Source organism: Candidatus Pandoraea novymonadis, from assembly GCF_003004665.1.
GTDB classification, from domain to species: Bacteria; Pseudomonadota; Gammaproteobacteria; order Burkholderiales; family Burkholderiaceae; genus Pandoraea; species Pandoraea novymonadis.
The window spans coordinates 484,008-498,528 of the sequence record NZ_MUHY01000001.1 but is presented as its reverse complement, the minus strand read 5'-3'; the positions used below and the strand labels follow the sequence as shown (position 1 = coordinate 498,528).

13 protein-coding genes and 1 tRNA gene are annotated in these 14,521 nt (G+C 43.3%); 10 read left to right on the top strand and 4 right to left on the bottom strand.

The window, feature by feature from the left end:
- Nucleotides 1-243: 243 nt before the first annotated feature.
- From truA to hisC, 10 genes are all read left to right on the top strand, one after another.
- Entirely contained in the window at nt 244-1,041 is a 798-nt protein-coding gene (gene truA / locus BZL35_RS02120) for a tRNA pseudouridine(38-40) synthase TruA (RefSeq protein ID WP_106182852.1), read from the top strand.
- Nucleotides 1,029-1,697 (top strand): phosphoribosylanthranilate isomerase, encoded by a 669-nt coding sequence (locus BZL35_RS02115; protein ID WP_106182433.1) that lies wholly within the window; start codon nt 1,029-1,031, stop codon nt 1,695-1,697. Before truA ends, BZL35_RS02115 begins: the two co-directional genes overlap by 13 nt.
- Nucleotides 1,698-1,754: 57 nt before the next feature.
- A complete protein-coding gene (trpB, locus tag BZL35_RS02110) occupies nt 1,755-2,939 on the top strand; it encodes a tryptophan synthase subunit beta (protein ID WP_106182431.1) in 1,185 nt (394 codons plus the stop codon).
- Between the two features lie 686 nt (nt 2,940-3,625).
- Nucleotides 3,626-4,438, top strand: a complete 813-nt coding sequence (gene trpA / locus BZL35_RS02105) for a tryptophan synthase subunit alpha (protein ID WP_106182428.1) — start codon at nt 3,626-3,628, stop codon at nt 4,436-4,438.
- A 121-nt stretch (nt 4,439-4,559) separates the two neighbouring features.
- Complete coding sequence (gene accD / locus BZL35_RS02100; RefSeq protein WP_106182426.1) at nt 4,560-5,435, top strand: acetyl-CoA carboxylase, carboxyltransferase subunit beta; 876 nt, start codon at nt 4,560-4,562, stop codon at nt 5,433-5,435.
- Nucleotides 5,436-5,551: 116 nt separating this feature from the next.
- Entirely contained in the window at nt 5,552-6,850 is a 1,299-nt protein-coding gene (gene folC, locus BZL35_RS02095; RefSeq protein WP_106182851.1) for a bifunctional tetrahydrofolate synthase/dihydrofolate synthase, read from the top strand.
- A 177-nt stretch (nt 6,851-7,027) separates the two neighbouring features.
- On the top strand, nt 7,028-7,843 hold the full coding sequence (locus BZL35_RS02090) for an SPOR domain-containing protein (RefSeq protein ID WP_106182424.1): 816 nt from the start codon (nt 7,028-7,030) through the stop codon (nt 7,841-7,843).
- Between the two features lie 12 nt (nt 7,844-7,855).
- Complete coding sequence (locus BZL35_RS02085; protein WP_181276531.1) at nt 7,856-8,359, top strand: CvpA family protein; 504 nt, start codon at nt 7,856-7,858, stop codon at nt 8,357-8,359.
- 95 nt (nt 8,360-8,454) lie between these two features.
- Nucleotides 8,455-9,981: an amidophosphoribosyltransferase gene (gene purF, locus BZL35_RS02080; RefSeq protein ID WP_106182419.1), complete on the top strand. Its 1,527-nt coding sequence runs from the start codon at nt 8,455-8,457 to the stop codon at nt 9,979-9,981.
- Between the two features lie 420 nt (nt 9,982-10,401).
- The gene (gene hisC, locus BZL35_RS02075; protein WP_106182417.1) at nt 10,402-11,472 is read left to right on the top strand and encodes a histidinol-phosphate transaminase; all 1,071 of its coding nucleotides are present in this window, start codon (nt 10,402-10,404) and stop codon (nt 11,470-11,472) included.
- Between the two features lie 342 nt (nt 11,473-11,814).
- Here the strand turns inward: hisC and BZL35_RS02070 are convergent.
- From BZL35_RS02070 to BZL35_RS02055, 4 genes are all read right to left on the bottom strand, one after another.
- Nucleotides 11,815-11,889: transfer RNA gene (locus BZL35_RS02070), tRNA-Val, on the bottom strand.
- Between the two features lie 213 nt (nt 11,890-12,102).
- Nucleotides 12,103-12,822: a DNA polymerase III subunit epsilon gene (dnaQ, locus tag BZL35_RS02065; protein ID WP_106182414.1), complete on the bottom strand. Its 720-nt coding sequence runs from the start codon at nt 12,820-12,822 to the stop codon at nt 12,103-12,105.
- Nucleotides 12,823-13,244: 422 nt separating this feature from the next.
- The gene (gene rnhA, locus BZL35_RS02060) at nt 13,245-13,688 is read right to left on the bottom strand and encodes a ribonuclease HI (protein WP_106182412.1); all 444 of its coding nucleotides are present in this window, start codon (nt 13,686-13,688) and stop codon (nt 13,245-13,247) included.
- On the bottom strand, nt 13,682-14,518 hold the full coding sequence (locus tag BZL35_RS02055; RefSeq protein ID WP_106182409.1) for a class I SAM-dependent methyltransferase: 837 nt from the start codon (nt 14,516-14,518) through the stop codon (nt 13,682-13,684). Before BZL35_RS02055 ends, rnhA begins: the two co-directional genes overlap by 7 nt.
- Nucleotides 14,519-14,521: the final 3 nt, after the last annotated feature.

Here is a 14,521-nt window from a genome sequence, read left to right as displayed (position 1 = left end):
AAGAGTAAAGTTAGTTAGATGTTCTAATTTTTTGACAGTTAGTAGTTTTTTTATCTTATGATACAAATTTGGTCTCATATTCGATAGAATTTCTTGGTATTCCTTCTTAAGGAAAGCTAGGACGATGCTTAATTTGATGTGTCAAAAAGACTTACAGCATTTGGAAAATTTTCTCCTTACGCTTGCTAATATTTGACTTGGGTTTTGGGTACTTTCAAATTAGGTGCTCATTTTTTAGTCTTTATGCGAATCGCACTCGGTATTCATTACAACGGAACGGGGTTTTCAGGCTGGCAGTCGCAGCAGCATGGCAATACTGTGCAACAAACGCTTGAAAAGGCGTTGGGTAAATTCAGTGGAGTTAATTTGTCCACGACTGTCGCGGGGCGCACTGATGCGGGTGTGCACGGATTGGGGCAGGTCGTTCATTTTGATACAGCTCTTAAACGTGCTGACTTTTCTTGGATCCGTGGTGTCAATGCTTTTTTACCAAAAAGCGTTGCTATACAATGGGCGCAGGGCGTCACAGAGGATTTTCACGCCCGTTTTTCGGCGTTCGAGCGCACCTATTACTATGTTTTATATGTCCATCCTGTCCGGATGCCGATTTTGGAGGAGCATTGTGGTTGGCTGCATACTCCGCTAGATGTGGAGGTCATGCATACTGCGGCGCAGGTATTGATTGGCAAGCATGATTTTTCGGCATTCCGTTCTTCTGATTGTCAGGCTAAAACTCCTATCAAGCACATGTATGCGATTGATGTGGCGCACCAAGGCTGTTTTTACATTTTTCGTTTTCGAGCAAATGCTTTTCTCCATCGTATGGTTCGTAATATCATGGGATGTTTGACGACGGTTGGCCGTGGGCGTCAGCCACCAGAGTGGATAGGTGATGTACTTTCCAGTGGGGATCGCCGCGAAGCTGCACCTACTTTTATGCCGAATGGTTTGTATCTCGCGCATATTGCTTATCCCACTCGTTTTGCAATACCTGCTCCTAATTGGTCTGTTTGGCCTTTCCCAATGCCATGGAACGTTTGAATGTGCGCACTAGAATCAAGATCTGTGGTTTAACGCGGCCCGCTGATGTCGATTGCGCTGTGGCATTGGGTGTTGATGCCATTGGTTTAGTATTCTATAGACCGAGCCCACGTAATGTAACCATTGAACAAGCTATGCTATTGGCTCGCAGAGTACCACCTTTTGTTACGTTGACAGGGCTTTTCGTGAATATCAGCGAAGATGAAATTCGTTTGGTTGCGCAGGCTGTACCGCTGGCATTGTTACAGTTTCATGGTGACGAAACACCAGAGCAATGTGAGGTATTGGCTGCTGCTGCTGGTTATCGTCCATGGATTCGGGCAATGCGCATTAGTACTCAGACGCATTGCCCTGCAGATTTGATACAATTCGAAGAAGATTATGTTGCCGCGCAGGGTATTTTACTCGATGCTCTGGTTCATCAGGGCTATGGTGGGGGTGGGAAAGTTTTCGATTGGTCTCTTATTCCCGAAAATATTGCGCATAGGGTCATTTTGAGTGGTGGCTTGAACGTGTCCAATGTTGCCGAGGCAGTTGTACGTGTGCAGCCATATGCTGTTGATGTATCCAGTGGTGTGGAAGTTAGATGTGGTGTGAAAGATCACGCCAGAATGACAGCATTTGTACGTGCGGTTTCTGAAGCTGATGCTAGGTGAATCTTTTTGGGACACTGGGTATCGTCCATCTTCCTCGTATTTCTGTGAGTAATTATCATGTACCATTTACCTGATGCTCGAGGCCATTTTGGCCCATACGGTGGTGTCTTCGTAGCTGAAACCTTGATTCATGCACTTGATAAACTGTGTAACGCTTACAAGCAATATTCCAATGATCCGAGCTTTCTTGAAGAGTTTCATTACGAATTAAAACACTATGTTGGCCGCCCTTCCCCTGTGTACTACGCTAAGCGTTGGAGTAGTGAGCTTGGGGGAGCTCAAATTTTCCTCAAGCGCGAAGATTTGAATCATACCGGTGCACATAAAGTAAATAATGTCATTGGTCAGGCACTGCTTGCTCGTCGTATGGGGAAACAGCGTGTCATTGCTGAGACTGGTGCTGGACAGCATGGTGTAGCCACAGCAACTATTGCTGCTCGTTTTGGAATGGAATGCGTAGTATATATGGGAGCCGAGGACGTCAAACGTCAGGCTGCTAATCTGTACCGTATGCAATTGTTAGGTGCCACTGTCGTTTCTGTGGAGTCGGGGTCGAAGACACTCAAGGATGCACTCAACGAAGCGATGCGTGATTGGGTGACGAATATAGAAAATACCTTTTATATAATTGGTACGGTTGCTGGGCCACATCCCTATCCCATGCTTGTACGCGATTTTCAGCGTGTGATCGGTGACGAATGCGTGGTGCAAATGCCTGAATTGATAGGTCGTCAACCAGATTACGTTGTTGCGGCCGTTGGTGGTGGTTCAAACGCTATGGGTATTTTTTATCCATACATCGATCATCACAGTGTGAAGCTGGTTGGTGTTGAAGCAGCAGGTGATGGAATTGAAACTGGCCGTCATGCAGCATCACTGATCGCAGGTTCTCCTGGAGTTCTGCATGGAAACCGCACATATTTGCTGCAAGACAAGGATGGGCAAATTATTCAGACACATTCGGTCTCAGCTGGTCTTGATTATCCTGGTGTGGGTCCTGAGCACGCTTGGCTTAAAGATAGCGGTCGTGCTGAGTATGTTGGTATTACGGATGCAGAAGCACTTCAAGCATTCCATGATTGCTGCCGTATTGAAGGAATTATTCCAGCCCTCGAATCGAGTCATGCATTGGCATATGCTTGTAAGTTGGCGGTATCTTTATCAAAAGACAAAACAATTCTTGTCAATTTATCCGGTCGTGGCGATAAGGATATGCATACTGTGATGGCTATTAATTCATAATGTTAAATTTCCGAATTATGGACGATGAATCTTCCTTATAAGCTTTAATGAAGTTTATATAAAAAATCATATAAACTTCCATTCGAGGACTTTTGACTCGAATTTATGGCTGGCTCGAAGTGTTACTACTGAAGCTTAACCACGTATTTTTATACTTACTTTTTATAGGGCAGTACCTGCTACAATTCTTTTTATCCTACTGAATAATTATTTCGGATAAGTGTCTGCGTGTCGTGTGGATGAGACTCAGGGGGTTTTGACTAAGTTCAAAAAGCATCTGAATTTTTGCAGTATTGCAACTCTCTTACTTTGAATTTAATGTAGTAGGAGTTCCTTTATACCGTCCTGATCTGAACGATCAGCTACTTATTTATTGTGTTGCTACAAAGAAAGCAGGTGTCCGTCAATTTTTGAGTGAGGGTAGTAAGTGATTCGAGCTGGTATAAAATCCTAAGGGTGTATCGTCTTTTTTTTGTTTAAATCTTTAAGATCCAGATCGCGTGGATGATCCTACACAGAAATGAACTCCATATTATGGAATTGGTTCTTCTACATAGTTTTCCGCTGAAAGGTTCAGTGCTTTATCTTTTTATCGGAAGTTCCCCAGTGGCCGTCTATTCGTCGACCATGAGATCAATCCGTACTACCATGTGATTGCCTATCAACGACTTCAGAGATTGTAGATCATGTCCCGTATTCAAGCGACGTTCCAAGCCTTGCAGACGCAGGGTAAGAAAGGCCTTATCACGTTCATGACGGCCGGTGATCCTGAGCCAGAATGGACAGTTCAACTGATGCATGTATTGGCTGATAACGGTGCTGATGTTATCGAACTTGGTATCCCGTTTTCCGATCCGATGGCTGATGGCCCGGTTATTCAGCGTGCCTCTGAGCGTGCGCTTGCGAAAGGCGTGAACTTGCCTCAGGTCTTGACCTATGTGTCTGAATTTCGACGTACTAATGCTCACACTCCTATTGTGCTGATGGGCTACGCTAACCCAATCGAACGTATGGGGCTTGATATGTTTACGCAGTGTGCAGCAGAGGCGGGCGTCGATGGTGCGCTGATTGTCGATTATCCCATAGAAGAATGTGAAGGGTTTGTCAAGTCAATGCGAACACATTGCCTTGATCCTATTTTTTTGCTGGCACCAACCTCAACTGATGAACGCATCTTGGCCGTGGCGCGTGTTGCCACTGGTTATTTGTATTATGTTTCATTAATTGGTGTAACGGGTGCGGGAAGCTTAGATATTGAGGCCGTGGGGGCACGTATCCCAGCGCTTCGCGCGGCTGCTAAATTGCCTATTGGTGTTGGTTTCGGTATTCGTGATGCCAAAAGTGCACGCGCCATCGCTTCTGTTGCTGATGCTGTAGTGATTGGGAGTGCGATCGTCCAATGTTTAGAGGAGAATACCTTTCCTGATAGGGGTAGCGAGAAAGCCTTCCAATCATTGACTGAATTTATGACTGATATCCGAAATGCTCTCGATGAATGAGTCTGACGGATTTGGGAAAGAGTGAATTTTTCGCATTGATCCATGAGTAAAATTTTTTTATATGCCCCTGATTGGGGATGCTTACCAAATATATGATCGCAACAAAGATTGAGTAGAAACGATGAGTTGGCTTGATAAATTACTTCCTCCGAAAATCAAACAAACCGACCCGACACAGCGGAATAAGAGTATTCCTGAGGGTCTTTGGATAAAATGCTCATCCTGCGAAGGAGTTCTATACCGACGGGATGTTGAAGAGAATCTTCACGTTTGTCCGAAATGTGATCATCACATGCGCATTGGTGCGCGTGAACGTCTTGATGCTTTACTGGACCCAGAAGGTCGATATGAACTTGGGGAGGACGTTATTCCAGTTGATGCGCTGAAGTTTAAAGATAGCCGAAAATACTCGGAACGTATTAAACAGGCTACGGAAGATGCCGAGGAAACTGATGCCATGGTGGTCATGGGTGGTTCGATTCATGCGTTACCAGTTGTGGTCGCATGCTTCGAATTTGCGTTTATGGCTGGCTCAATGGGTTCCGTTGTTGGTGAGCGTTTTGTTCGTGGCGCACAAAACGCCTTAGAACAAAGTGTGCCGTTTATCTGTGTGACCGCTTCTGGAGGGGCTCGTATGCAAGAAAGTCTGCTGTCGTTGATGCAAATGGCTAAGACTACAGCGATGCTGACAAAGTTGTCGGAAGCTAAGCTACCGTTTATCTCAGTTCTCACAGATCCAACAATGGGCGGTGTGTCGGCAAGTTTCGCATTCCTTGGTGATGTTGTGATAGCTGAGCCTAAAGCGTTGATTGGATTTGCTGGGCCACGCGTGATTGAGCAGACGGTGCACGAGAAGTTGCCAGAAGGTTTTCAGCGTTCCGAGTTTTTATTGCAAAAGGGTGCGATTGATATCATTGTTGACCGTCGTCAGATGCGTGAAAAAATTGCACGTTTAATTGCTTTGATGGAGCGAAAGTCATTTGGCACGTTTGCCTGAATCACGGCGTATCGAATGACATTCTGCGTTGCGGTAAATTTACCGCTTGCACTTGTAGTAAAAGAAGTATGCCAGAAGGTTTGTATACCCTCTGTGTTTTTTCTTTTTTAAAATTCATGGCCACTTTTTCCAGTCTTGATGCTTGGTTGTCTCATCTTGAAACAGCCCACTCTATCCCGATTGTAATGGGATTGGCACGCATTAACCGCGTCAAGGAGCTTCTTGGTCTAACGTTTCCATGTCCTGTTTTTACCGTTGGTGGTACGAACGGCAAGGGTTCGACTTGTGCTATGCTAGAAGCTATTCTGTTGGCTTCGGGGTATCGGGTCGGTGTTTATACATCCCCACATTTACTCAAATTCAATGAGCGCGCTCGGATTAACGGTGATACGGTAAACGATGATCTATTGCTGCAGAATTTTGAGGCGGTAGAGGCAGCACGTTGTAGTTTTGATGTTCCTGTTTCACTGACCTATTTTGAATTCACAACACTTGCTATTATGCATTTGTTTGCGACGAGCGCTATTGATGTCGTGATCCTTGAGGTGGGGCTTGGTGGGCGACTTGATGCAGTCAATATCATTGATACAGATTGTGCCATCATCACCAGCATTGATGTTGATCATCAGGAGTTTCTTGGTGACACGCGTGAGGCAATTGCCATAGAGAAGACCGGGATTTTCCGTATTGGTAAACCAGCCATCTGCGGTGATCCGGTGCCACCTGAGACTTTAATAGGAGAAGCTAAACGCATTGGTGCTGATTTATGGTTATTCGGTCGTGATTTTAATTATCACGGGGATAAGCAACAGTGGAACTACGTTGGTCGTGGTATGCGCCGTTCGGCGCTAGCTTACCCTGCGTTACGTGGTACTAATCAGCTGCTTAATGCTTCGGCAGTCCTGGCAGCACTCGAAGCGATGCGTATGGTTTTACCAGTTTCGGCACAGGATATCCGTTTGGGCCTTGCGTCGGTTAAATTATCGGGGCGTTTTGAAGTTCTCCCAGGGTCGCCAAGTCTCGTGCTTGATGTTGCTCACAATCCTCATGCGGCAGCAGTACTGAGTCAAAATCTCGATGGTATGCGTTATTTCCCCTCTACTCATGCAGTGTTTGGGGCGATGGCTGATAAAGATATAAAGGGTGTATTGCATCAATTGATTCATCAAGTGGATCATTGGTATCTTTGCGATTTACCGATTCTTCGTGCTGCTGATACACAGCATCTCGAAACTTATTTGCGTGCTGCGGGTTTTGTAGAAGATGCCAATCATTCCGTGACACATCATGCTTCGCCAGAAGATGCAGTTTCTACTGCATTAAAACTTTCCGGCGAGAATGATAGAATTGTGATTTTCGGTTCATTTTTGACGGTGGCTGGCGTAATGCGCTATCAAAAATTATGTCACCACTAAATGCATTCTAGGGATGCTGGAAATGTCTTGCAATTTGCTAAGCATCGATGACTAAAGTCCTACACTTTTTTGTATTTTCCGCTGAATTTTTCTAATTTTTGTCTTTTGAATATTTTCTTGACATATTAAAAAAATTTCGATATTTCTTATTCTCATGTCATGACTTGAGTCTCGTTTATGGGCTTATTTTCGTTCTTCAGAAAATATAATGCTGAAAAATCCCCTACAAGGGATCCTGTTGGGCGTGGGAGATCTCGTCTTTCTGAACGAGCGGTTGGTGGTGAGCACGCACAGTCCGATTTACTTTTTCCTGAAAAGCAGCGTGCGCGGCGCCGTTTTGTCGGGGCGCTTGCGTTGGTCTTCTCCACGGTCATTGTATTGCCGATGGTACTCGAGCCAGATCCAAAACCAGCAACTGAAGATGATATTGTTATACGGATTCGAACGAAAGACACAACGTTGTCAGCGCGATCCGATTTGAAAGCATTGCAGCAAGATATTGATAACGAAGAGAAAGGAGTGACTGATCTTTGGAATGCTTCTCAAGACATTACGAATACTGTTTCTCCTAAACAAGATATTCATAATTTGCCTTCTCTTGAAAGTGCTAATTTGGATAATGCTCCTTCTGCGAAGGAACCAGTCCAAACATCATTGTCTTCTGCTATGGCACAAACTTCTTCTGCCAAACTTGCATCGAAATTATTGGAAAAGAAGCATGATGTGGGATCTACATCGCCACATAAGAGACCTACCAAAGATCATTGTCAGATTCAAATTCGTATTGGCGCATTTGCTAGTGAAGAACGTGCCAATGCCTGGCTTATCAAACTCAAGCTCGTCAATGTGCCAAGTTATATGGAAAAGAAAAAAGTTGGTGATCGCGAACTTTACTTGTTGCGTGCAGGTCCTTTTTCGGATACACGAAACGCGGCATGGGCAGCGAAAAAGGTTCGTGATATCGGTCTGAGCGCACAGATTGTCGAAGGTTAAATTAAAGAAACCGTGAATACAGAAATTTTAACAGGCGTTGATTATGTCGTTATTTTTATCCTCCTCGGTTCAGTGCTGTTGGGTATGTTGCGCGGAATTATTCGTGAAATTTTTAGCCTTGTGGGTTGGGTAGTTGCATTTTTTGTTGCACGTGTTTTTGGAGGGACTGTCGCTCAATGGCTACCTGTGATAGATTTCCCGAATGAACTTTTGACACAGGGTGGGTTTGGTTTTTTGTTGGTGTTCCTCACCGTGCTTTTTAGTGGAGGTATCATCAGTGCTCTGATTGGACGAATAATTAATGTTATTGGATTACGTACCATAGATCGTGGTTTGGGTATGTTATTCGGTATGGTACGTGGAATCGTGATTTTGATGATTTTATTGGTTGGTGCTACGTTTACTGAACTGCCACAAAAAACTATGTGGCGGAATTCTGTTCTGCTACCTTTGGTAGAGGTAGTGATTAACCAGATTCGTCCTTGGCTGCCAGAAGCTATATTAGTATATGTATGAAGTAGCTTAGAATACACCGCTGTGCAAAAGATTTTAAGGTGAAGGTTAATAACGTAACTTTTTCGTAGGTTTCGCTTTTTTGAGGAATTTATGCCATGTGTGGCATTGTAGGTGTCGTTTCCAAGTCTCCGGTCAATCAGTTGATTTACGACAGTTTGTTATTGCTACAGCATCGTGGGCAGGATGCTGCGGGCATTGCTACGTCGAATGGTCAATCTTTCTCGATGCAAAAAGGTAATGGCATGGTGCGGGATGTGTTTCAAACTCGCAACATGCGTAGCTTATCAGGAAATATCGGTATCGGTCAGGTGCGCTATCCAACTGCTGGTTCGTCAAGTTCAGAAGAAGCTCAGCCATTCTATGTGAATGCGCCATACGGCATTGTGATGGCGCATAACGGGAATTTGACGAATTGGGAACAACTTAAGGATGAGATGTTCCGTATTGACCGGCGGCACATCAATACTACTTCTGATTCCGAAGTACTGCTAAATGTTTTGGCGCATGAGTTGCAAAGGTCTTCTCGTGAGGGTTTGACGCGTGACGCTTTGTTTACAGCTGTAGCGGGTGTACATCGTCGATTGAAGGGTTCGTATGCGATTGTGTCCGTGATTGCTGATTTTGGTTTATTAGGTTTCCGTGACCCAAATGGGATTCGTCCTTTGTGTATTGGACGTTTTGATGGACCTCGTGGCACTGAGTGGATGCTTGCTTCTGAGTCAGTCGCATTGGAAGGAATTGGTTTTACCTTTGTACGAGATGTAGCACCAGGAGAAGCTATCTTTATTAGCAATGAAGGCGAATATTTTGCACAGTCGTGCGCAGATGCTGCTGTCTTATCTCCATGTATTTTTGAGTTAGTTTATCTGGCACGTCCAGATTCGAGTCTTGATGGTGTGGCAGTGTACGACGCTCGTCTGCGAATGGGAGACTATTTGGCGGAAAAAATACGGCGTACCATTGATACGTCGGATATCGATGTGGTGATGCCAATTCCAGATTCGAGTCGTCCAGCAGCGATGCAAGTAGCCAAACAATTGGGGTTGAATTATAGGGAAGGTTTTTTTAAGAATCGTTATGTTGGCCGCACATTTATTATGCCTGGCCAGGCGGTCCGTAAAAAATCAGTCCGTCAAAAACTTAACGCGATGTGCATTGAATTTCAGTCGAAAAATGTACTGATTGTTGATGATTCGATTGTGCGTGGTACAACGAGTAAAGAAATTGTACAAATGGCGCGTGATGCTGGTGCAAAGAAAGTGATCTTCGCTTCCGCGGCACCTCCAGTAAAATATCCTAATGTTTATGGTATCAATATGCCGACTCGCAGTGAGCTTGTGGCACATGGCCGCACAGATGAGGAAGTGGCACGTATCATTGGCGCGGATAAGCTGATTTATCAGGATGTCGAGGATATAGAAGCAGCGGTGCGTGATATTAATCCGGCACTCCGTGAATTTGATTCATCTTGTTTCAATGGAAAATATATCACTAGCGATGTTACGCCAGCGTATCTTGACCGTTTGGAGAAGTCGGGTCAAGTATCTGAAATGTTGGTTAACAATCATATGATTGAGATGGGTGCGGGTGAGGAGGTGAAAGGTTGTCAATTAGATTTGTAGTTCTGTCTTTTTTAAAAGAGTTCGTGATGAATTTAACGACAAATTTATTGAAATCTTTTTCTCCTAAGATTATTTAGCTTGATCTTTATGGCACGAATTTTTCATTGCTAAGATATTTTGCATATCCAGCAATGAAGTATCTTGATCGACAGAAGTGGATATAGAACGGAATGTTCTTTTACTCGAGTGTGTTTACCATGAAATATGAGTTTTATCCTCCTATTTTAGGAAAAATGTAATTGACGGCGTAGCGCATTTAAGGGGTCGATGCAGGGTATTGATTCTCTGAGCAGATTATTCATCAATTTTGCTGAAGAGCGATTTCTCTCGTGGTCTTGCAGACTAAATTAGTATTTAGTAGTTTGCATCGGCAAATATGCCATTTTTTCTTTCTTCTTTTGACATCTCTACAAATACCTCATGAGTCAATTTTGGAGCGCTGGTATCGCTGATTTGACACCTTATGTGCCTGGCGAACAGCCAAAGATGCAGTCCTTAATAAAGCTGAATACAAATGAAAATCCCTACGGGCCATCCCCACGTGTGCTTGCATCACTGCTCGACGAAATTGGTGTCGACGCCAATAAGTTGAAATTATATCCAGATCCAGATGCCTTTTTTTTCAAGAATGCTATTGCTAAGCGTTTTGATCTGGAAACATCACAAATACATGTGGGTAACGGTTCAGACGAGGTCCTTGCGCATGTATTTCAAGCATTGTTAAAACATAAAAATCCAATATTGTTTCCAGATATTACGTATAGTTTTTATCCTGTATATTGCCGATTGTACAAAATAGATTTCGAGTCAGTGCCTTTGACACCCGGATTTGAGATTTTGGTGGACGATTATCTCAAGCCTAACGGCGGAATTGTTTTTCCTAATCCAAATGCGCCGACGGGCTGTTTAATGGAAACTAGAGATATTGAAAGATTATTGTGTGGCAATCCGAGTTCGGTGGTGGTACTTGATGAAGCATATATCGATTTTGGTGGCGTTAGTGCGGCGGCACTCATTAAGGATTATCCAAATTTGTTAGTAGTGCAGACTCTTTCAAAATCACGTTCACTTGCTGGATTACGTTTGGGATTTGCTTTGGGACATCCTAATTTAATCGATGCCCTGGAGCGGGTTAAGAATAGTTTCAATTCTTATCCTTTAAACCGCCTTTCTTTAGTCGCTGGGGTTGCAGCCATAGAAGATGAGTCGTACTTTGAAAAAATATGTTCTGCAGTGATAAAAAGTCGGACTGTTTTGGCCACCGCTTTGCAAAGGCTTGGCTTTGAGGTCTTGCCATCCACTGCCAACTTCTTGTTTGTTCGTCATCCACAACATGATGCTGCTTCGTTATTGGAAAAATTACGGGAGCGTGCGATTATCGTGCGACATTTTAAGCAAGTACGGATTGTCCAGTTTCTTCGGATTACAATTGGAACAGATCATGAGTGTCAGAGGCTTGTTGATGCATTGTGTGAGATTTTGACTGAGTAGCATTTAGTGTGTGTAACTTTTCATGTGTTATATCAATAATAATGAAAAAAATCGAGGCGAGATTGTATTATTCAACGGAGATTTTAGGTATGTGTTTTTTGATCTTCACAATCTTCGAATATATGTGCTTTTAAAGTGATGACTGGTTTGCGAAAGTAAAACTATGGAACTTTTTTTAGAGAAGATTACAGTACGTACTTAGGGTGAGATTTCAAGGCAATCGAAAAAATTTCTTACTTTTGATTCTATGTCCCGAGATTTTTTTATTTTTATAATCTCTGAATTATAATATTCAAATAGATCTTTCTCGATCGATACCAGATTTATATCTAGTCCTAAATTTGGTGGGTGGTACAGGGGTTGAACCTGTGGCCCCTGCCGTGTGAAGGCAGTGCTCTACCGCTGAGCTAACCACCCAGGTAAAATTTTTAGACTACTTTAGGTTATCAACATAAAAGTCGACAGAATTGGATTCCTTTTATAAAAAGGAATCCAATTCTATCGACTTTTAATATATTTGGGAACATCTTGTTTGGGAAAGAATTCGACTTTTTCTCTCATGTCTTTTAGGAGAAGGGTTTTACCTCGTGTCAAGTGATTAAAGTACTAAGTAATATTAATATATGCGGTTTACTCAGTGTGTGCCTCCCGTGCTCTGCGCCACAGGCTGGTACTTTCACATTTTTTTTCAATATTGTGAATAATGTTATTGTGATCATCAATTTCGTCGGCGACGGCGAATAAGATCGGTAAATCAAAATGTGTTAGGGAAATATGTTCGGCTTTAGTGTCACTATTCACTGAATCAATATTATTACTCAGTAGACTTTCTTGGCCGCGTGTCATCGATAAATAGACATTGGCAAGTAATTCAGCATCAAGTAAAGCACCGTGTAACGTTCGATGGGTTTTATTGATGTTAAGTCTTTCACAAAGGGCATCAAGCGAGTTACGTCTGCCTGGAAAAATTTCACGTGCATACTGCAGCGTGTCAATTAAACCGCTGCAGTAACTCATAAATGTTGGCCATCCGAGTCGGCTGAATTCCATATCAAGAAAACACAAATCAAACGCTGCGTTGTGAATGATAATCTCAGCTCCGCAACAGTAATCTCGTAATTTATTGGCGATATCTGAAAATTTCGGTTTGTCACTGAGAAATTGTGTCGTAAGTCCGTGTATAGCCAAAGCTTCTGGATCGCTGTCGCGTTCGGGGTTAATGTAAAAATGCAGATTGTTGCCAGTGAGTCGTCTACTCACTAGTTCTACACAGCCGACTTCCAAAAGTCTATCGCCTTTTTGGGGATTCAATCCAGTTGTTTCAGTATCGAGAATCAGTTGTCGTGTCATGGTGCGACTAAAGAATTATGTTGTTACATCCTAAGATGACTTGATCTAAGGGGAGTGGGAGGTGTTATTTGTTACTGTGCATGAGATTAAGCTTTTGTAAAGATAATTCAGAGTTTAGGTCCTTTATATTTATAGTATTTCTTCCATATATCAGAGATTAATCCGGAAAATGAACTCACTATTTTCAGATTAATCAATCTGTAGCATTAATGATATAGGATTGCTCTCAGCACTTTTTAAAACGTAAATAAAGCCTATATCCAAAAATATGTCCTCCATGATTTATCTTGTATACTGATAGAGCTATTATCGAAAATAGCTCTATTCGTGTGATCAAGAAAACTGGGTTTGCCATCGATTTTGATTAATTTCTTGCGAATATGGCATCATAGATTTTACGATTTTCAAAACAATTATTCGTACTAGCCATGGAGTAGTGTTTCCACTCCATGCTTGGCAAGTTGATCGGCACGCTCGTTGCCAGCGTGACCCGCATGACCTTTGACCCAGCGCCAATCTATTTCATGGGGCTGACGTACAGCATCGAGCATTTTCCAGAGGTCAATATTTTTGAGAGGCATTTTAGAGGCTGTTTTCCATCCTCGTGCTTTCCATCCTTCAATCCACTGACTGATGCCTTTTTGCACGTATTGTGAATCGGTATGTAGCACGATCTTGCAAGGTTTTTTGAGTGCTTCGAGTGCTCTGATTACGGCTAGCAATTCCATTCTATTATTAGTGGTATTAACTTCATTGCCAAACAATTCTTTTTCATGAAAACCTGATTTGAGCAATGCCCCCCAGCCTCCAGGTCCTGGATTACCTTTGCAGGCGCCGTCCGTATATATTTCGACTTGTTTTAACATTTTTCACTTATTTTGAGCAGTGGATTCTGTGGTTTCGTTGTGTGTGATGTGTTGGATACGTGGACTGAGGAAGTTGCAGGCTGAAGGGCTAGTATACCTTTTCGAATTTTTCCAACTAAGCGCATGCTGTGAACACGCTTGACCGCGCGAACTGCGTATAGGGCCCCAAAAATTGGCCACCAACGATCACCAATTTTTTCGATAAAAGCGAAACGTTCTAACCAGCCTATGCCGCGTAAAGGAGGGCGATAGCAACCAAAACGGCCACGGTCGATTTCGAAGTTCAAAAGTTTAAGCCAGTCTTTTATCCTGGTGAATGCAATAAGATCAGCACCTGGAGGGAGAAATGGTATACCGGTCAAATGGCCTAATTTCTCACGTGCAGACCATAGGCTTAAATTATTGAAACCGGTAATGATGACTTTACCATCCGGCACAAGAATGCGCTCGACTTCGCGTAAGATTGCATGGGGATTTTCTGCGAATTCGAGAGTATGTGGCAGTACAACCAGATCTATGCTGGTGGTAGCGATGGGTAGTTCGTGAAAATGACTTACTAAGATGCTTTGAGGGGTTGGCTCATAGGACGGAGCGTTTGGACTCGGTTCTACCGATGTCTTAGGTGATTGCGAAGTATTTAGCACAAGGGTGCGGCACGATATACGATTTTCACGTAGTGTGTTGAGTTCATAGTTGCCTAATTGCAATGCGTGATAACCGAAGAGATCTCCAACCCATTGATCGACAAGGGTGGTTTCCCATCTAAATGCGTAACGCCCTGCTGGTGATTTAAGCCAAGCGGACCAGTCTATAATTGCACTATTAGGCATTTT